Source organism: Paludibaculum fermentans (genome assembly GCF_015277775.1).
GTDB lineage: Bacteria > Acidobacteriota > Terriglobia > Bryobacterales > Bryobacteraceae > Paludibaculum > Paludibaculum fermentans.
Window position 1 is genome coordinate 2,112,539 of record NZ_CP063849.1, and the last position, 19,399, is coordinate 2,131,937.

Annotated in this window: 19 protein-coding genes; 4 read left to right on the top strand and 15 right to left on the bottom strand. The window is 62.4% G+C overall.

Annotated elements, in window-relative coordinates:
- Positions 1-32: 32 nt before the first annotated feature.
- Positions 33-1,514, bottom strand: a complete 1,482-nt coding sequence (locus tag IRI77_RS08380; RefSeq protein ID WP_194451621.1) for a UbiD family decarboxylase — start codon at positions 1,512-1,514, stop codon at positions 33-35.
- A 160-nt stretch (positions 1,515-1,674) separates the two neighbouring features.
- On the opposite strand from IRI77_RS08380, the gene IRI77_RS08385 reads away from it, so the two are divergent.
- Positions 1,675-2,355, top strand: a complete 681-nt coding sequence (locus IRI77_RS08385; RefSeq protein ID WP_194451622.1) for a hypothetical protein — start codon at positions 1,675-1,677, stop codon at positions 2,353-2,355.
- A gap of 70 nt (positions 2,356-2,425) precedes the next feature.
- On the opposite strand, the gene IRI77_RS08390 is transcribed toward IRI77_RS08385, so the two are convergent.
- The 7 genes from IRI77_RS08390 to IRI77_RS08420 form a co-directional block, all read right to left on the bottom strand.
- Complete coding sequence (locus tag IRI77_RS08390; RefSeq protein WP_194451623.1) at positions 2,426-3,094, bottom strand: BON domain-containing protein; 669 nt, start codon at positions 3,092-3,094, stop codon at positions 2,426-2,428.
- A 212-nt stretch (positions 3,095-3,306) separates the two neighbouring features.
- Positions 3,307-4,044: a pseudouridine synthase gene (locus tag IRI77_RS08395; protein WP_228486643.1), complete on the bottom strand. Its 738-nt coding sequence runs from the start codon at positions 4,042-4,044 to the stop codon at positions 3,307-3,309.
- The gene (locus IRI77_RS08400; protein ID WP_194451624.1) at positions 4,044-4,859 is read right to left on the bottom strand and encodes an alpha/beta hydrolase; all 816 of its coding nucleotides are present in this window, start codon (positions 4,857-4,859) and stop codon (positions 4,044-4,046) included. Before IRI77_RS08400 ends, IRI77_RS08395 begins: the two co-directional genes overlap by 1 nt.
- A gap of 50 nt (positions 4,860-4,909) precedes the next feature.
- Entirely contained in the window at positions 4,910-6,226 is a 1,317-nt protein-coding gene (locus IRI77_RS08405) for a cytosine permease (protein ID WP_194451625.1), read from the bottom strand.
- Positions 6,227-6,286: 60 nt separating this feature from the next.
- The gene (locus tag IRI77_RS08410; RefSeq protein WP_194451626.1) at positions 6,287-6,673 is read right to left on the bottom strand and encodes a hypothetical protein; all 387 of its coding nucleotides are present in this window, start codon (positions 6,671-6,673) and stop codon (positions 6,287-6,289) included.
- A 28-nt stretch (positions 6,674-6,701) separates the two neighbouring features.
- On the bottom strand, positions 6,702-7,205 hold the full coding sequence (locus IRI77_RS08415) for an anti-sigma factor family protein (RefSeq protein WP_194451627.1): 504 nt from the start codon (positions 7,203-7,205) through the stop codon (positions 6,702-6,704).
- 191 nt (positions 7,206-7,396) lie between these two features.
- Positions 7,397-8,074, bottom strand: coding sequence for an RNA polymerase sigma factor (locus IRI77_RS08420; protein WP_194451628.1), 678 nt, complete (start codon positions 8,072-8,074; stop codon positions 7,397-7,399).
- A 224-nt stretch (positions 8,075-8,298) separates the two neighbouring features.
- Here IRI77_RS08420 and IRI77_RS08425 point away from each other — a divergent pair, with 224 nt between their 5' ends.
- The 3 genes from IRI77_RS08425 to IRI77_RS08435 all read left to right on the top strand — a co-directional run bounded on the left by IRI77_RS08425 (position 8,299) and on the right by IRI77_RS08435 (position 10,019).
- Positions 8,299-8,622 carry a HesB/IscA family protein gene (locus tag IRI77_RS08425; RefSeq protein WP_194451629.1) on the top strand — a complete coding sequence of 108 codons (324 nt, stop codon included), beginning with the start codon at positions 8,299-8,301 and terminating at the stop codon, positions 8,620-8,622.
- Between the two features lie 101 nt (positions 8,623-8,723).
- On the top strand, positions 8,724-9,638 hold the full coding sequence (murQ, locus tag IRI77_RS08430; protein WP_194451630.1) for an N-acetylmuramic acid 6-phosphate etherase: 915 nt from the start codon (positions 8,724-8,726) through the stop codon (positions 9,636-9,638).
- Between the two features lie 12 nt (positions 9,639-9,650).
- On the top strand, positions 9,651-10,019 hold the full coding sequence (locus tag IRI77_RS08435; RefSeq protein WP_194451631.1) for a rhodanese-like domain-containing protein: 369 nt from the start codon (positions 9,651-9,653) through the stop codon (positions 10,017-10,019).
- 5 nt (positions 10,020-10,024) lie between these two features.
- Here IRI77_RS08435 and IRI77_RS08440 read toward each other — a convergent pair whose 3' ends face one another.
- The 7 genes from IRI77_RS08440 to IRI77_RS08470 form a co-directional block, all read right to left on the bottom strand.
- Positions 10,025-10,258 (bottom strand): hypothetical protein, encoded by a 234-nt coding sequence (locus tag IRI77_RS08440; RefSeq protein ID WP_194451632.1) that lies wholly within the window; start codon positions 10,256-10,258, stop codon positions 10,025-10,027.
- Positions 10,259-10,355: 97 nt separating this feature from the next.
- The gene (locus IRI77_RS08445) at positions 10,356-12,329 is read right to left on the bottom strand and encodes a hypothetical protein (RefSeq protein ID WP_194451633.1); all 1,974 of its coding nucleotides are present in this window, start codon (positions 12,327-12,329) and stop codon (positions 10,356-10,358) included.
- Complete coding sequence (locus tag IRI77_RS08450; RefSeq protein WP_194451634.1) at positions 12,326-13,258, bottom strand: DmsE family decaheme c-type cytochrome; 933 nt, start codon at positions 13,256-13,258, stop codon at positions 12,326-12,328. The genes IRI77_RS08445 and IRI77_RS08450 overlap by 4 nt, the downstream gene beginning before the upstream one ends.
- A 100-nt stretch (positions 13,259-13,358) precedes the next feature.
- Entirely contained in the window at positions 13,359-14,009 is a 651-nt protein-coding gene (locus IRI77_RS08455) for an outer membrane beta-barrel protein (protein WP_194451635.1), read from the bottom strand.
- Between the two features lie 124 nt (positions 14,010-14,133).
- Positions 14,134-17,142, bottom strand: a complete 3,009-nt coding sequence (locus IRI77_RS08460) for a hypothetical protein (protein ID WP_194451636.1) — start codon at positions 17,140-17,142, stop codon at positions 14,134-14,136.
- Positions 17,143-17,495: 353 nt separating this feature from the next.
- Complete coding sequence (locus IRI77_RS08465) at positions 17,496-18,416, bottom strand: type II secretion system F family protein (protein ID WP_194451637.1); 921 nt, start codon at positions 18,414-18,416, stop codon at positions 17,496-17,498.
- 3 nt (positions 18,417-18,419) lie between these two features.
- Positions 18,420-19,397, bottom strand: coding sequence for a type II secretion system F family protein (locus tag IRI77_RS08470; protein ID WP_194451638.1), 978 nt, complete (start codon positions 19,395-19,397; stop codon positions 18,420-18,422).
- Positions 19,398-19,399 lie beyond the last annotated feature (2 nt).

A 19,399-nucleotide genomic window follows, 5' to 3' on the forward strand; every position in this document is an offset into this window, starting at 1 on the left:
CCGGCCTTATATATCTATCGCAAATCGTACAGCTATGGGAGGAAGCGTTTCAGGTCGACGTCAACGAACTCGGCGCGGCGGAAGCGCTCCTTCAAACGGTAAGGCACCGTGCAGTCGAAGATCGTCTTGCAGGAGGTGGCGTCGGCCGGAATGCTGGGGCTGAAGTCAGGCGACTGGGAAGGGTCCAGCGGATGGCAGCGCACACCGGGAATGAAGATGGTACTGACGTCGCCCTGGTAGCGCGTGGTCATCGCCCACAATACGTCGTTGGTGTCGTACAGATTCACGTCTTCGTCCACGAGGATGACGTGCTTGAGTTCGGGAAACGCCGCGAAGGCAGTGAGGGCGGCCTGCCGCTGGCGGCCTTCGTCGCTGGGCGCCGACTTCTTGAATTGCAGGATCGCCAGGTACTTTCCGCCTCCGGCGGAGTGGCAGTAAACACCCAGCAGTTTGCCCGGCATGCTGTCGTTCACCAGCTTCAGAATGCTGGCTTCGGTCGGAATGCCGGCCAGGTTCACGTGCTCTTCGCCCGGTCCGATGATGGTCTGCAGGATGGGATGAAGACGGTGCGTGATGGCTTTGATCCGGATCAAGGGCAGCGACGGCTGCGCCTTGCCCAGATAGCCCGGGAACTCGGGCATGCAGAAGCCGGTGTTCGTCTGCACATCTTCGCGGATCCGCTCATGCGGCAGGATCTCGCCTTCCAGGACGATCTCGGCCCGCGCGATGGCCTTGGCGTTGACCGAGACGCACTGCACCAGTTCCACCGGGCGGCGCCGTAACCCGCCGGCAATGGTCAACTCGTCGAAGCCGAGCGGCGTAGTGGGCGGTTCGAAACAGGCCGCGAGATAGACGGCCGGATCCAGCCCCATGCTGATGGAGACCGGCAATGCCTCGCCCCGCGCCTCAGCCTTGATGCGAAACGCGTCGATGTGGCGGCCGGGTACGAAGTAGACGCTCAACAGATCGGGTCCCTGCAGGCAGAGGCGGTGGATGGTGACGTCGGATTCGCCGGTCTCGGGATCCTCGGCGCGGATGAGGCCCATGTTGAAGTAGGGGCCGGCGTCCTTCAGGGTATTGGTGGGCGCGGGAATGAGGGTGCGGAGGTCGAAGGGCGGATGCAGGACCACCTGCTGGCAGGGCGCATCGGAGGCGGGAATGACGACGGGCGTGTGCGGATGATTCAGGGCGTCCAAGAGGTCAAAGGGCAGGCGCTCGACCGTGCTGTTCAGCAGCAGGGCGGTGCGCAGGCGGCTGGCCAGGACGCCGGTTACCACGGGCATGGTGTAGCCTTTCACCGATTCGAAGAGCATGGCGGGGCCGATGCGCGTGGGCGGCATGACGGGCGTGCCCGCGCCCACCAACCGGTAGACGCCGGCGAGTTCGGCAACGGGATCCACGGGTTCACGCGTCGAGACGAGTTGCCCCGGGATCGAGGCCAGGAACTCAAGGGCGGACCGAAGGTCCACAATATCGGTGGCCCGCGAAACGGATGGCGCAACGCTCGTCGGCATATGAGATTCTCCCGCCAGCTGGCGGCCCATCTGTTCCGGCCGCCCAGTCACTACCATCTTAAGGAAACGGAGCGCCACTGGAGCGCTCCGGCGGGCCTTTCAAAAAGTGCAACCCGGCGGGGCGGCGTTCGTCCTTCGATATGATAGTTTGTGAGCAGCAATGAGAATTGAACCCGCCGTCCGTGCCGGTGTTTGCGTCATCGGCGTCACCCTTACCGCGTTTTGTCTCGCCGCGCAGCCTCCCAGTGAAGTTGAGCAGCCGATGAAGTACGTTCTAAAAGAAGCCCAGCCTGTACCGCCCAGGGCGGCCCCAGCCGACTATTCGGCTGCGGGCAAAGCAGGCAAAGTCACCATCGCGGCCGACTTCACGGGCCACGGCTTCCCTGGCCCCAGCGGTGTGATGAATTCGGAAGAATACGTCATGGTGGAAGTAGGGTTGTACGGCGCGCCGGGCGACCAGTTGAACATTTCGATCGACCACTTCTCCCTGCGGATCAATGGGAAGAAAGTGCCGCTGCCCAGCCAGCCGTACGGCCTGGTGGTGAAGTCGCTGAAGGACCCGGATTACGAGCAGCCGAAGAAGCAGGAGTCGAAGTCGAGCATCGGCGGCAGCGGCGGCGGAGCCCAGGGCGACCCGCCCCCCATGCCAGCCAAACTGCCTATCGAGGTCGTGCGGTCCATCACGCAGCGTGCCCAGAAGGCGTCGCTGCTGGAAGGCGAACGGACCCTGCCGCAAGCCGGGCTCCTGTATTTCCAGTACCGGGGCAAGACCGAAAAGATTCAGACCGTCGAACTGCTGTACGACGGCCCGGCCGGCAAGGCCACGATCCCGCTGCAGTAGGCAGATCCGTCCAGATACAGGAAAGGCTCCCCGAGTCCACCGGGGAGCCTTTTCCGTTGTGTAGGCTGGATTACTTCTTGACCTTGACGGCCTTGGGCTTGCTGGGGTTCGTCACCTGGATGTGGTTTTCCACCGAGAAGACGCCAGGCACGCTGTTGGCCTGCATCACCGCCACCTGCTGATCGGCCGCATTGTCCACGACTCCATCCAGCGTGACATTGCCGTTGTTCACGATGATGTGAATCGGATGCCAGCCGATGGGCGGATCGTTGGTAATGCCGCCAGCCACGCGCGCCGGGCTGATCCACAGCGGGGTGCCGCGGCCGGGATTGTAACGGCTGAGAATCGGGTGATAGTAAATCGCCACATAGGTGCGAGCGCGAATCACGTCATCATTCGGAGACAGGGACAAGACTTTAATCTCGTTCATCACATTGGTGACGCCTTCAATCTTCTTCACCACGCGCTCCGCTGAATCTTTCAAGATCGGCCGGGACGCGAAACCTCGCAATGTTACCGTGTAGTCCTTAATCTGGTAAGTGATGCTGTCGAAGACACCGTAATCAGTGAGCGACAGAATCTCCTTCTCTACCTGGCGGGCCATCTGCAGTACCGACTGCGGAGTCTGCGTTTTCTGGGCCGCCGCGATGGGATCCTCATCCTGCTTCTGTGCAAAGGCAGGGGCGACCCACAGCATGGCAGTGAGGGCGCCGCCGATTAGAGCTTTCGTGCTTTTCATGCTTTCCTCCTCTGAGCCAGCCCAATGCTATCTGGTCTCACACCCTTGAGATGAACGCATTGATAACTAGGTTTCGATAAAGAGATCCGGATCCGCATCGATTAGGGAGGCGGCCGGGCGATGAAAACAGAAAGTTAGCAGAATCGCGGATGTAAGCGGTTTTATTCCGCCCGCACCGGAATAACCGGCTCCCGGATCAGGGTGGATTCAGATTATCCGCGGCGGAAGCGCCCGGGCGTCGAAGGGCCGCGCTTGACGGTGGCTGGATCCACAAGCCGGCGGCCCGGTACGCCCTCGATGAGGGGGGTGTTCCTGACGGTCGCCGCATTCCGGGCGGGCTTGGCCAGGGCAATCAACTCGGCGCCAGTGAGGTCGCGCCAGACGCCGGGCGCCAGGCCCTCGATGGTCAGCTTGCCGATGCCCACGCGGACCAGTCGCAGCGTCGGCAGGCCCGCGGCGGCTGTCATGCGGCGTACCTGGCGGTTGCGCCCTTCGGTGAGGATCAACTCGAGCCAGGCGGTCGGAATCAGGCGGCGGAAACGGATGGGCGGATCGCGCGGCGGCAGCGACGGCTCGCCCTCGAGCATTCGTACCTGGGCAGGACGGGTCTTGCGGCCCTGGATCTCGACGCCCTGGCACAAGGCGGCCACGGCTTCCGGAGTGGGCGTCCCCTCCACCTGGGCCCAGTACGTTCTGGGATGCTCAAAGCGCGGATCGGTCAGGCGATGTTGCAGCGCGCCATCGCTAGTGAGCAGTAGCAGTCCTTCGCTGTCCGCGTCCAACCGGCCGGCGGCAAACACGCCGGGCACGTCGATGAAGTCCTTCAACGTCGGACGGCCGGTGCCGCTCTCGTCGGTGAACTGGGTCAGCACCCCGTAAGGTTTGTAGAACAGCAGGTGGCGGTGCGGCTGAATGTCCTTGGAGTCCATTTCGGTCTTCCGTACGGGCATTAGCGCAGTTCCCGCTTCAGCCACTCGACAACCTTGGGCTTCCAGGTGTGCCAGGCGGGATCCTTCTCCATACCCTCCACGCCGTGCGGAGCGCCTTCGATCAGCAGCACCTCACAGCGCGCGCCCGCAGCCTTCATCTGGTCGCACATAGCGGGCGACTGCTGCCACGGGACAGCCTTGTCCGCCGTGCCGTGAATGAACAGGAAGGGCGGCATCTTCTTATGGATGTAAGTGGCCGGTGAGGCGGCCTTGTAGGTGGCGTCGCTGCCATCGGGCAGGAACTGCTCGAGGTTCTTCGATTTGCCGCGCTGCTGGTTGATGAGCGGCAGATCATTCAGACCATAGAAATCGACTACCGTCTTCACCTTGACCTTGCCGCGTGCGCCCGCCAACGCCACCAGGTGCCCGCCCGCCGATTCGCCCATGAGGGCGATGCGTTTGGGATCGATGTTCCACTTCTTCGCATTGGCCTGGACCCAAGTCACCGCGGCTTCCACATCTTCCACCGCCGCCGGGTATTTCCACTGCGGCGCCAGACGGTAGTTGATGGTGAACCAGGCGATGCCCGCGTCGGTCAGAGTGGGGAACCACGGATTGATGTACGTCCGCTTGGTGCCCGCGTTCCACCCTCCGCCGTGCACCAGGATGACGGCCGGCTGCGCCTTGGCGCTGGCCGGGATCCACGCATCGAGGGTGAGCGAGACCCCGGCCGGCTTGGCGAACTCGACATCCTTCAGGTCAGTGGCGGCTGGTGGCGGAGCGGCCCACAACGTAGAGCAAGCCAGCAGGACGAGGGCGGCGGCATGGAGTTTCATTTGGGTCCATTGTGCGCCGCCGGGCCCGGCCGGGTCCAGTCGGACCCGTGCTAGCGCGGCATCGCGACGGTCTTCGGCTCCAGGCCGGCCTTGGCCAGCGCCGCGTAGACCACGAAACCGGTGATGAAGCTGTAGAGCACCGCCGGCTGCGAGAACTCCTGCACTTCCTTGCTCACCGGCAGGAACGGGATGATGCCCACGAAGAAGCCCACGGCCCAGGCGCCGTAGCCGGCCCAGTTGATGCCTTCGCGCGGACCGGCCCACTTCTTGCCCGAGAGGAAGTAGTCGGCGGCCATGGCTCCGCAGATGGGGCCGAATGAGGCTCCGACGATGGTGAAGAAGCCGACGAGGTTCTCGGCCACGCCACTGACGGCCAGGATGATGGCAACGGTCATGCCCGCCATGGTCGAGCCCATGCGCGAGACGCCCGGCAGCATGGTGGAGAAGCTGTTGCCGGCGATGAACGACGAGAAGCAGGCGGGCGGGATCGAAGCCAGCGTGAACAGGAAGAACATGGCCGTGGCCAGCGGTCCGCCGATGCCGGAAACCACGGCGTCGTAGTTGTAGCCCTGGACGTTCGGCATCATCACGCGGGCCCCGGCGACCGAGACCAGCGGGAGTCCGCCGGCAATCATGATGGCGGCGACGATGCCCACCAGTCCGCCCCATTTCACATCGCTGGTGTTGCGGGCGTTGCTGCCGAAGTCTGTGCCGGCGGCTCCGGCTGTCGCGAAGAAGCCGATGACGATCTGCAGCAGCATCGTGAAGGCGACGAACGAGTTCGGCTCGGACGGCACGTGACCGGAGATGCCCGGCGAGACTTTCACGAAGACGACCAGGATCATCAGCAGCGGAATGAAGTTTAGGAACGTGGCGATGCGCGCGACGTACTGGATGCCCATCACCCCGATCCACGCCATCAGGTAGCCCCAGATGACGCCCGTCACAATGAACGGCATGGTCCCCGCCTTGGCCTCGATGCCCAGCGCCGTCAGGACGAACTTCGTGGCAAAGAACGTGCCCACCGCCAGCCAGCCCACCTGCAGCAGGCCCATCAGCAATCCGGGCATGGCGTAGCCGCCGCGCGTGCCGAACGTGGAGCTGCCGATCACGTACAGCGGGTACCCGGTCTTCATGCCGAGGATGGCCGGCACATAGTAGTACAGGGCGTAGCTCAGCAGGCCAGCCGCGGCCAGGGCCAGCAGGCAGACCGTCAGTGTGCCGCGCGTGATGGTTCCGGCGGCGATGGAGTTGTAGAAGGCGATCCAGAGGAAGACGCCTGCATAACTGGGAGCGGTGTTTTTGTACCACGGGGCCCGATTCGAGACGGGGTTGGGTACGGCTTTGGAGAGGTAGTCAGGCAGCATACAAGGCTGCCGAATCTTATCAGAACTTCGAGTGGAGTGCGCGGGTGATGCGCGGACAGGCTAATGGATGCGGGCCGAGAGATTAGTCATCATCTTCTCGAACTTCACGCGCTGCTCCGGCGTGAGCACATGCGTGATGCGCTGTTTGCCATCGGAGCGGAAGTCGTCCATCTGGCCCTGCAGGTTCTGGTAGTAGAGGACGAACTCGTCCAGCACGGTCTCAATCTGTACGGCCTGTTCCGGTGTGAGGTTGAGTTCCTTGCGCATCATCTCGAGCGTCAGCTCGCGGCCGCCCTCTTTCCAATATGGCCCGGAAGCGGGCCGGTTGGCTGTCAGGCGCACGGTCAGCGCACCGGCTGCCGCGCCGCACAGGAAGATGGTCAGCAACAACATCACGATCCTGGGGTTGTGCCAGGAGGGCCGGTTGTCGGCAAGACTGGATCGCACACTCACCTTGAAATAATACTCCCCGCGGCTAGTCGGACGAGACGGGCAGAGCCGAAGCGGTGGCGCCGGTACTGTAAGTCGCCAGGTTCACCAAAACCACTTCGCGATCGTGGCGAGGATCGTCGCCGCTGGCATGCGGCAAATCGTAGCCGGCCATGATCGTCATGGGATCGCTCTCGGTCGCTGTGGAGCTGGAATTCGTCTGGAACACAGCCGAGGTGAGGACTACGAACAGAGCCAGTGAGGCGTACATGAGCCGTTTGCCGAAGGCCGGCTCCAGGAAAATAGACCAGAACGAATTGCCGGTTTGGGCTTCGATGCGATCCATGACCCGGGCGTAGAAACCCGGTGCCGGCTCGGCATCCGCCGGGGCACGCAGCGTCCGGAGCAGGGTCACCTGTTCAACCAATTGACCCACTTCGTCCCGACACTCCGCGCACACGCTCAGATGACGTTCCAGACCCTGGTATCGATGCGAATCCACCTTACCGGAGAGGAAGTCTTCAAGTCCGTCCTCGATGGGCTGATGCATAACCGTCTTCCCTCAAAAGTATCCGTTGCTCGGACTCCTGCTTAGGCCGCTGGTCTCTTTCCCTGCACCGTCCGGCTCATGTCGCCCGGTCCGGCCGCCAACGTGCCGCCGCTTTCAACCCCGTGGGGAACTAAACCCCTTGGGATTATCATACCCGGACCACTCGTGGTTGCAAGTGGTTCCGGTGAATCCTATTCCGCTGTCAACCGGGCCCCTGAACCCCGGGTAAGCCTTTGCGCCGCCTTCAATAGCTTCTGGCGAGCGCGAAATAACTTCACTTTGATCGTATTCTCGTTCATACCAGTCATTGCCGCCAACTCCTCAACGGAATGACCTTCCACTTCTTTAAGCATCATCAGGTTCCGGTCTTCCTCGGAAACCTTCGATAAAAGCTTGAGCACCAGGTCGCGCTTGGCAAGGGTGTCATCGGCGGCGGGCGTACCATCGGGCTCGCTGCGCTCCATGCTCACCGCGTCGTCTTCGCTGAAATCGCTCTCGTATACCAGCTTCCGGACCTTCTTCTTGCGCAGGTAGTCATAGCATTCGTTGACCGTGATCTTGTAGACCCAGGTGAGCAGGCTGCTGCGGAAGTCGAAGCTGTTGATCGAGAAGTAGACTTTGGTGAATACTTGTTGAGCGATATCCTCGGCGTCGTTGCGATTGCGCAGTATGCCGAAGATGATGGAGAAGACCTTGGACTGGTAGCGTTCGACGATTTCGCCAAAGGCGAGTTGGTCGCGCGCCTGGACTCGTTTGACCAGTTCAGCTTCTTCGGTCTTGCGGTAATCCACTCGCGTTTTACCCTGACGGGAGGCCTTTGCCATTACCCCGGCATCGGGAAGCGGTAGCACGCCGGTGTAGCTGCTCATACGCCCTAACCGACGCACGCCATCCGAGTCCGGTTTCAATTGATTCCGTTACGTTTGAGTCACTTCGGCGCTCACACCGGCGCCGATGGAATCAGGATGTGTTTAACATAGCAGATCCACGCACCCTTTGGCTCGCCGGCCGCATCTTCTATAATGAAAACGTGCACCGGATCCCGTGCTACCATGAGGATTCCGGACTAAAGTGTAGGAGGTCGACTAACGCAATGATTACATTGACCCAGACGGCTGTCGGCAAGGTGAAGGAAATCCTCGACGCACAGGAACCGAAACCCGAAGGGCTCCGCATCTCGGTGGTCGGCGGCGGCTGCTCAGGCTTCAGCTACTCCATGGCCTTCGAGAACGCCCCCGGCATGCTCGACAAGACTTATAAGTACGGCGACCTGAAGGTGTTCGTCGACCAGGCCAGCATGCTCTACCTGGACGGCGCCGAGGTCGACTACGTGGAAAGCCTGGAAGGTTCGGGCTTTAAGTTCAATAACCCGCAGGTGAAGTCCACCTGTGGCTGCGGCTCCAGCTTCAGCGTCTAATCCGGCGCGGCGGGCCGTTTCAGTGAAGGATCCAAGGGCGTGCGGGACCAGTCAGGTTCCGTGCGCCCTTTTTCGCGTCCGCAGTGCTCCAGGAGTTGTTCATGCCCAACGCCCCCCAGCCCGGCCTTGATCTCGGCCACCTCATGACCGAACAGATCAATGCCGCCTCGGCCGGTCTCGATACGCTACCCACCGCTGAAATGCTGGCGGTCTTCAACCGCGAAGACCAGCGGGTCGCCCAGGCCGTGGAGCAGGAACTGCCCCACATCGCCCAGGCTGTCGACGCCATCGCCGGCGCAATCCGGACCGGTGGGCGGCTCTTCTACATCGGCGCCGGCACCAGTGGCCGGTTGGGCGTGCTGGATGCCTCGGAGTGTCCGCCCACCTTCAACGTCCCCGCCGGACTGGTGGTGGGACTGATTGCCGGCGGCGACACGGCCCTGCGCAACGCCGTGGAAGGCAGTGAGGATTCCGGGCCGGCCGGACGCGCCGACCTGCAGGCGCACGGCTTCACGAAAGCCGACGTCCTGGTTGGGATTGCCGCCAGCGGACGCACGCCCTATGTCCTGGGCGCCATGGCCCTGGCCAACGAACTCGGCGCCGTCACGGTTGCCATCGCGTGCTCCCCAAACTCCGCGATCGGCGCCGCGGCGAAGATCCCCATTGAAGTGCTTTCCGGACCCGAGGTGGTCACCGGCTCCACTCGCTTGAAGGCAGGCACCGCCACCAAGCTGGTACTGAACATGCTCTCTACCGGAGCCATGGTCAAGCTGGGCTACGTCTACTCAAACCTGATGGTGAACGTCCAGCCGACCAACGAGAAGTTGCAGGACCGCGCCATCCGCATCGTCATGGCGATCAGCGGCCTCGACCGCGAAGCGGCGGCATCAGCCTTGGCCGCCTCAGGGCGCGATGTCCGCCTGGCGATTGTCATGGGCAAGCTGGGCCTGTCGCGCGAGCAGGCAGCCGAAAAACTCAAAGCCAGTGGCGGGCGGGTGCGCGAAGCAATCGGTTAGAATCGGGGAGTCATGAAGCACGCCACTGGATTCCTCGCCATCGTGAACGATGCGAAAACGCGCGTCCGGGAGATCGACATCCCGGCCTACCTCGAGATGCAGCAGGCCGGCACGCCGCACATCCTGATCGACACCCGCGAGCAGAGTGAGTGGGCCGCCGGACACATCCCCGGGGCCATCCACCTGAGCAAGGGCATCATCGAGCGCGACATCGAGGCCCAGGTGCCCGACACCGGCGCCACGCTGGTTCTGTATTGCGGCGGCGGCTACCGCAGCGCCCTGGCCGCCGACAACCTGCAGAAGATGGGCTACACCAATTGCATCTCGATGGATGGCGGCTGGCGTGGCTGGACCGAGCGGTCCCTGCCCGTCGAAAAATAGCCGGCTCAGTACGCTTTGAGCAGCGTGATCAGCAGGCGGTAGCCGATGTGTGCCAGGGCGCCGACCTCCAGCACGCGCACGAAGAACACCACCCGCTCGTTCATGAACTCGAAGCGGATGAATAGCGCGCAGACAACTGCCACGTAAACGACGTAGGGATTCAGAACCAGCTCGTACGAGTTCAGGTACAGCACCAGCATGAGATAGAACAGCAGGGGCCAGCTGTTCTCCAGGCGCATTCTGAAACGGCTCGTGCCGATCCAGGTAGCACCCATTAACAGCCCGAAGGTCGCGAGCAGCCCAAAGTTCCCCATACGCCAAACCCAGCCACACCAGCTAGAAAGTCCATAATACGCTGGTGTAGCCTGTGTTTGCGCGGTAATTCTGCAACGGCAGGAGATCTTCCCGGTAGCGGTAATACTGATACCCGGCGTTCCACCGAAGCTTGGGAAGAATCTTTACTGAGATGCGGGCCAGGGGCGCATCAAACTCCATGGGGAACGTCTGGACGGAACGCAGCAGCGCCAGCGTCGACCCGCCCGGCGTATTCCCACCCGCATCCCGAGTGAGGCTGAGGCCGGCATACAGATCCACCCGGCTCCTGATCGAGAAATGGGCGCCCAGGTGCCCGGTGTGGAGATTGCTGAGGAACAAAGACTGGTCGCCATTGATCTGTGTCGAGGCCAGGAAGTAGGCCAGGCCGGTGGCCGTGTAGGAATGCAGCTTCGAGTAGCCCGCATCCACTGAGACCCAGTCGCGCGGCGTCCATGAGCCGTCAAACGAGTACTGCCGGGTGCGGGCGCTGTGCGCGAACAGGGATGTGGAGTTGTTGTTCGTGTACGACCGCGCCAGCGCCGAGAGCATCAGCGGTCCATGCCGGTACAGGGCTCGCGCCGAGACGGCATGGTAGTTCTTCTCGGAGGTCGGGAAGAACGGCCGGTCCTGCCGGCCCAACTCGCCATCCACCGCCACGGTGAACGGCTTCCAGGGTTTCAACCGGATGCCGGCCACGCCCGCATTCAGCTTGTTGGTCTGTTCCGTACGCACGGCAAACGGGAAGTTCTCGACCGTCACCTGCTCCACACTGCGGATCTGGCGGTTGGAGTACTGGTAGCCGCCGCGAAACGTGATCCACGGCTTCGCCTGGTATTGCGCGTCCGTGGCATTGGTGATGTTGCGGATGCCCAGGTAGTCGAAATTGACGTAGGTCGTGGTGAGGGAGGCGTTCTCCAGCTCAACGTAGGTCGAGTCGCCCTCCATGCGCGTGGAGTGGAACCCGGTGTGATTCGTGATCGTCAGCTTGGAGGTCGGAAACAGGCTGAGTGTCAGGTTTCCGGTGGCAATGGGGCGCCGCGCGTTGCCGCTCACCAGCACCTGCCGGTTGCGTGCGCCGCCAAAACGATCGGTCCCCAGAGCGGTCTCATCCAGCGCGAAATTGCGGCTGCCGGCCGACCATGAGAATCGCCCGTTCACCGCCCAATGCTCGCCCTTCTCACGGAACAGGTTCAACCGGAACGATGGCGTCGTGCCCTTGTAGGGGTTGGTGCGCTGAAAGTCTGTAAGTTTGGTGCGGTCCACCGGGTTATTGCCGGCCGAGGCGCCGTCCAACGAGACCGGCATCTCCTCCCGGTAGAGCTCCCACGACTGCATCCAGTTCACCTTCACTCCCAACAGCTTCAGCTCGTTCCCATAACGAAACTCGTTCTGCCGCCGGTGCACCTGGGCGAACAGCGGAAACTCGTCGCCCCGGACGTCGAACACGTTCACGGTTGTCAGCGCGGCGCCCTCCTGCAGGTTCCGGCTGAAACCGAGGAAGAAACGGACGCTACCCTGCGGGAATAGGGTGAAATCGTGATCCTGCATCTGGCGGTTCGTGTCGATGGCGTGCTGGCCGTTGGCCACAGCCAGCGCGGGATTGAAGTACTCGCTGGAGCGCCAGACGAGGTCGTATCGGTACAGTCCGTTCTTTGAGATGCGGAGGTTCGCGAACTGGTAAGGATCATTCCCCAGCCCTTGCGTGGACAGCACCAGTTCGTCCATCCAACCGCCGTGCCCGTCCCGCGAACGAAGCGCCAGGCGGCTGCCCAGCAACCGGATTCCGTTGCCGTAGTTCACGTCGCTGCGGTACTTGCCGAGATTCCCGTCGACGTCGCGGAACCGGTAGCCCAGTTCCCACGACTGCAGCAGGTTGTAGTTGCCGTAGTTCACGCCGCGCGCTTCCCCCACCTTTTCATCGGTGGGCGCGACCGGCGGCTGCGCCCACAGCAGGCAGCCGCAGCCCAAAACCATGCCCCAAAGCCGCGTTCTCATCGCAGGAACCTCTGATCGGCGTTGGAGCCGTGGATTCGAATGTGGCACGTCGTACAGTTCCGGAATCGCGGGTCGGCCATATTGTGGGTTGGCGGCGTCAGTTGCACGCCGTCGGCGTCGCGTCCAAACGAACCCGCTCCGTTGTGGCACTCCAGGCAGACGGTGAACATGACCGGCCGCTTCAGCATCCTGGCGTTGGCGGTGCCGTGCGGCACGTGGCACGATGCGCAGCCCTCCACCCTCACTGCCGGGTGCTCAAAGGCGAACGGCCCACGCTTGTCCGTATGGCACTTCAGGCAAGGCTCCTCGTTGTTGAGAGCCGTATCGACCATGCGCGGCCGGGCGCCCATGCTCCAGTTGGCGGCGTTGGCCCCGTGCGGATTGTGGCAATCCGTACAGTTCATGAAGCCTTCGTTGACGCGGTGCTTGAAAGGCTGCGAGAACTGCGCCCGCACGTTGCCGTGGCAGCCGTAGCACACCTCGCGCTGCTCCTTGGCCAGCAGGCCCTTCTGCGACTTGGATTTGTGAATCGAGTGGCAGGAGTTGCAGCCCACGGAGGCCAGCGAGTGCGACGAGCGCCGGATGTTGGCCCGGCCCAGGCTCTCGGCGTGACAGCGCAGGCAGGTATCCAGCACCTGCTTGGGCTGCATCACGGAGAAGGCCGAGATCTTCGACTTGTCGCCCTTCGCCGCGACGTGCTCGCTACCCGGACCATGGCAGCCCTCGCAGCCCGTCTTTTCGGGAGGTTCCTTGCCGCTGCTGATTGTCTTGTAATGCGGATTACGGTAGAAATCGACGGAGAGGCCCGGGTGGCACGTCTTGCACACCGCGCTGCCCACGTATTGGGAAGCCGCCAGCGTGGTCGCCGCCCCGAGAGAAATCTGTGCCGCCGTCGCCAGCAGCCTGATCCACCAACTGTTGCCCGCCATGCCTACCTCAATAGACAAGGCCGGATCGCGTGCGGAACACGATCCGGCCAAAGTCTCTTAAGTTGTACGCCAGTTCCAGCCGGCGAGCGCCGGGCTTCGCCTACCAGACGTAGGAGAGGGACACCGTGGGGACGATGTTGAATAGCCAACCGCCCAGGCTCCCGGTGACAGGAGTAATGACGTCCGTGGGCATCTCGTTGAAGTAGCCGCGAACTTCGCCACGCAACTGCATGTGGGGGCTGAGCGCCACGCGCACGCCGCCGCCGGCCGTCACAATAGGCTTCCACTGGCTGGTGTTCGTCAGCACAGCCAGGTTGCCCAGCGGCTGCAACGCCACAGCGGACCCGGTGCCCGTGAACTGCTTCATACCGCCGCCCACCAGAAAGTACGGCCGGAACTTGGCTTCCTTGTTCTTGTTCGTGTAGATGTGCACGTCGTAGTGAATCGCCTGCGAACGGCCGCCCATGGTGTAGCTTTTCCCCAGGCCTGCCAGTTCCATCTGATTCGACATGTACGAATACCGGACTTCACCGCCCAGCCGGCCGCCGATCTGGCCGACAAAGCCGCTGAAGCTGTATCCGGGCTTGAACTTGGCGCTGATATCGCCCGATGGCGTTGTCAGCGTCTTCGAGTTGTACAACGAGGCGCCACCACCCACCCCGACTTCAAAACGTTGTCCGTATGCCACTGACGACATTAGTGTAATCATGCCCGCGGCGATCATCAGCGAAACGATCCTGGAACGAAACATAGCGATCCTGCTTTTTTTCTTGTTTTAATGTTGATGCGAGCCAGGCCCGTCACCCGCTGTGAAGCCTGGCCGAAGTCCTGGCGGAAAGGGCAGTGGAGCGGCAACCCACTCCACTGCCACCGGTCTAGTCAATGACTCGGACGTTGACTGAGCTCGAATACCCACCCTGCTGGATCTGCATGGTCTGATTCATGCCCTTGGGCACCTTGAACGGCACCGTCACCTTGATTTCGTAGACACCCACCTGGCCCGATACCAGCTGTGAGGCGACCACCGGCAGTCTGTAGCCGTTGATCGTCACGCTCGGATCGGTCAGCACGACCGGCGCATCCGCCGGAGCCGGCGTACCGGCCGGAATCTCGGGATTCGTGATACCCATGCCGGTGAGGTAGATCACCAGCTCGTCGTTGCTGCGGATGGGATTCGAAGGAGTCACCACTTCGCCGTTCGAGGAACGAACCACGGTGGGCACTTCGTAGTCGGCGGCCAGGGTGGTGCGGAACACGCTCGGCGCGTTGGGCAGCACCGTCAGATTGTAGTTGTCGCTGACGCCGCCGGGCGTCCGCAGCACCATCGTCACATTGCCTTCCGCCTGGAAGGGCAGTTGAGCGTTGATCTGCGTAGGTGAAACCATCAGCATCGGGACAGAGAGCCCGTTGACCGACAGGCAGCTTTCGCCCAGCGCGGTCGGCAGCGGAATTTCCTTGGTCGCCAGGTTCGTGGCGCTCAGGTTGCTGCCCTGCACGATGATCAGGCCGCCCGGAGCCACCGCCGTGGTCCTGTCAGCAGCGTTCACCACACGATCGATCTGCGGAATCGCGACGGCTGAGTCGTAGTTCCAGGCCAGAATCGTGAAGCCGGAGGTCGTCAGGTTCACCAGGGCCGAGCGGTCTGGCAGGGTGGCCAGGGTGCGCGTAAAGACGGCGCCGGTCGAGCCCAGCACGGGAGCTTCCACCATCCGCGTGGAATTGCGGCCCATGCCGCTGGCCAGATCGACCCGCTGAATCACGCCAGGGCTGTAGGAATTCGCGGCGCCGGTCCGGTAACCGGTCTGATCGATGAACACGAAGCCGGAGGAACTGCCCACCGCGGTGTCAAACTCAGCTACGGGCACCAGCGAAGCGTTGAACAATGTGGTGCCGATGACGAACTGATTGAAGCTGGAAGCCGCGAACGCGCCGCTCAGGGCCGTGAAGTCCTGCCGCGAAACCGTAAACGCATCCGAGTTCGCGTTGTACAGCAGCACATGCCCGTCGGACATGGCCGCCATGATCGAACTCCCGTTGGCGGAGGCAACCAGTGCCGTGTTGAGGGCGATGCTGTTTTCGTAGACGCCCAGCGTCGGCAACTCGGTCGCCGTGCGGCTGAACAGATCCACGCGATCGATAGTGTGTTTGGGGCCGGCAACGCGCGTTGCCGCCAGAATCGCATTGGCCGAAGCCGCCAGCGTGCGGGGATAGTGCCCGAACGGGAAGCGGATGGGCGCCTGCTGCTCCAGCGTCTCCAGGTCGTAGACATTCGCATACTGCGAATTGTCGTTACCCACCAGCAGCAGCTTGCGGTCGAACGTCAGCGCCATTGACGTGGGCGTATTGCCCGTGCGCAACGTCGCGATCTGTGTGTAGTTGCTGCCATCGAACACCAGCACCTGGTTCGTGTCCTGGCGCAGGACGAAGAAGCGGTTGCGGAACGGATCGGCCACGATGTCCACCAGCTTGCCCGGAACATTCTGGAACGTGCCGCGCTGGTCGGGATCCTGCAGATTGATCAGCAGCCGGACGGACGAAGGGATGTTCACGGCCGTCGCCGATTTCACCGAGATGGTTGCCGTCAGCGTCCCGCGCTGATTCTGGAACGAGCTCGGGTCGATGGCCACTTTCACCGTCATCGGCGTTTTGCCGCGGCTGGGCGAAATGCTGACACCAGAAGAGTTGCTCGAAAGCGAAAAGTCGGTCTGCCCACCGCTGGGATCGACAATCGTGAGTTCCTTGGTAATCACACCCTGGCTGCAGAAGCTGTTGCGGAACACCAGGTCCGGCTGGGCCGCCACGACTCTCGGACTGCCGGCCAGATTGCCTACCGGCAGGATCATGACTCCACTCTGCGAGAGTGCGTACATGGTCGACCCGTCGGAGGACAGAATGCCCTTCCCGGCCAGATGCTCGGGCAGCTTGATCTTTTCGCGGACTGCGAGATTGTCGGCGTCGACGATGGTCAGAACCGGCGCGGGCAGGGTCGTGTCCGGCGTATTGTTGGTGTTGCCGGAACCGGTGCCCGTATCCGTGGTGGTCACGGCCTCCGGCACTTCGGCGTAAACGATGCCGCGATCGGAATCGATGGCGTGCGAACCAACGTCCAGCAGGCCTCTCGGATTCGCAAACTGGTTGGTCACGCTCACACGGTCGAACATCGCCCAGCCGGCCAGGTAATAGGAGCCGTCCCGGGAGACGCTGATGGCCCGGGGACCCAGCGGCGGAACCGCCACATATCCACCCGAGCTCACTGTGCGCGTCGAGACGTCATAGGTAAACAGAATTGTGTCCGTGACACCGTGAATCACCAGACCGTCGCCCGACGCCTGCACCGAGGCGCCCACAATCTCAGTCGGATAATTCGCCGGCGGCTGCGGCAATGTCTTCGCCGTCACACCCGCGATCGTGTCCAGCACACGCATGGTGCCCAACTCCGGATCGAACAGGAGGAACTGCGAGCTTGTCACAACTAGCGCCTGGCCGTCGATCCCGAAGGCGACGCCAAACGGCGGGTCAGCCAGGGAGAAGGTCTGCTTCGCCCGGCTGTCCAGCTCAATCACCGAGAGCGCATTGCGCGGAGTGCTCGGAGTCGTGAAATTGCCGTAGTGCCCTACCACCAGGTAGCGGCCATCCGGCGACAAGGACAGCGAACTCGGCTGCGAGGCCACATTGATCGACCGCGTCAGTTCGCCAGTCTGAGCCGAAACAACGTCAACCCGGTTCGCGGTGAAGTTCGCAACGTACAACAGGCCGCGAGGTTCATCGAGAACCAGGTCGGCGGAAGCACCTCCGAGCGCAACAACCTTCCCGAAAGTCTGGCCCCAGGCGCTCGTTGCCAGGACCATTCCGATTGCCGCGATCCACCATCTTGACGTACGCATCGTACTCTCCCTCACTCCACAAAAATCGAACAAATTTTATCCGGTCAAATCCAGCGGTCATGGCCCAGCCTCCGGCCTTCCGGCTCTCTCCCGGCCAGAGCCATGCCCCGCTGGATCGCATCCAAGTCTTTTGCCTCAAGTTCCGGGTGTACCCGGTTCGAGGCCCAGGCAGGAATCTACTCGTCGGATTCCTTGCCCTTGCGGCGCATGATAATGACGCCGAGAAATACAACGGCCAGAACGGCGCAGGCCACGCGAACGAGTGAAGTCGTTTCCATTTGAGATTTCTCCTTTTCCCTATCCCGCGAACAACCAAATTAAACTTCGTGAGGCTTCTCTTTGAAAGAGACCACTCACACGCCAGTCATCATGGGGATCAACTCCCGCATGATCTTGACAGCCACCGGTCCAACCGTCACCACGAACAATGACGGCAAAATGCAAAAGAAGATCGGGAACACCAGCTTGACGCCCAGCTTGGCCGCCTTCTCCTCGGCGATCTGGCGCGCCTGGACTCGCATGAAGTCCGAATGCGCGCGCAAGCTCTGCGCCACGCCCGTACCGAAGCGGTCCGCCTGAATCAGGACGGCGACCAGCTTCTTCAAATCGTCAACAGCCGTACGTTCCGCCAGGTTGCGCAACGCTTCCGGACGCCTCTTGCCGGCCTTCAGCTCCAGGTTCACCATGGCGAACTCTTCGCTGATCTCGGGGTGCGCGTGCTCCAGCTCCTTGGCTACCTGCAGAATGGCCTGATCCAAACCAAGTCCTGACTCCACGCAGACGACCATCAGGTCGAGCGAGTTCGCCAGGCCGCGGCGAATCTCTTTCTGCCTGCGCCGCGACATCAGCGACACATACTCGTTCGGCCCGAAGAAGCCCAACCCGGCAGCGGCCAGCACGGCCGCGCCTTTGTTGAAGCCCTCGGCCGAGGAATTCCAGACCACCGCGGTCATGATGAGCGGCAGGGCCACTCCCAGGACGACCTTTGCTCCGTAGAGCATCCGCAGCGAGTTCGGCCCTCGCATGCCAGCCCGCATCAGCCGGCGCTGCATCACCGAAACGTCCTTGGGTGACGCCGGCAACACCGTGCCCAGCCGGTTCAGCATGTCCCGGAACACCAGGCTGGGGTGCGTTGGAATCTCCTCTTCTGAGTTGATGCCGCCGCCCGTCACACGCTCAATCGCTTCCTTCGGCCGCAGCCAGAGCTTCATCCCCAGCAATGCGATCCCGATCGCCACCGCCAGAAAGACCACGAAACTGAGAATCATTGCCATGGACTAGACCTCGATATTCACGATCTTCTTGATGATGAGATAGCCGATAATCTGCAGCCCGACCGCGCCCAGCGCCATCATGTTGCCCACTTCCTCGCGCACAAAGAAGGTCACATAGTCGGGATTGACCAGGAACATGATTGCCGCCACCGCGCAAGGGATGGACGAGAGAGCCATGCCCGTCATGCGGCCGTGCGCGCTGATGGCACGGATCTTGCCGCGCAACTTGAACCGTTCGCGGATGACGTACGCCAGTTTGTCCAGAATCTCGGCCAGGTTGCCGCCGGTGCGCTTCTGCAGCAGCACCGCCGATACGAAAAAGTGAACGTCCAGCGAAGGCACCCGGACAGCCAGCTTCTGCAGCGCCGCATCCAGCGGCAGGCCAAGGTTGTGCTCCTCAAAAGTGCGCCGGAACTCGCCCGCCAGCGGCTCCTGAAACTCACGGTGCAGCATTTCCAGGGAAACCGAGAACGCGTGCCCGGCTCGCATCGAGCGGGCCACGAATTCCAGACTCTCCGGAAACAGTTCTTCGAACTTGTGCAGGCGCTGTTTGCGCTTGTGCGTGACGTACATCAACGGCAGGAATCCGGCGGCCAGCGCCGGCAACACGGCCAACGACTGGAAGCGGGCCGGCAGGAACAACCACCCCGCGGCGAAGCCGGCCAGGAACAGCGCCAGGCACATGTGGATCAGCCGCGCCACTTTCCATTTCAGGCCCGCCTGGTCCAGCAGCGTCTTCAACCGGTCCTGCAACTGGTAGCGATGCAAGACCCTCAGGACGTACTTGCCTGTGATCTTGTCCTCTTCCGTGATGAGGGGGATCGCCGACTTGTCGCCCTTCTTGCCGCGCCCCAGCCGGTTCGTGCCCAGCAGCCGGTTCTTAATCTTGTCCGCATCGGCGCTCTTGAAGGCGTTGGACAGGATCCACCAGCCGCCGGCGACAGCAGCCCAGATGACAAGAAGGATGAGGATGAAGTTCATGA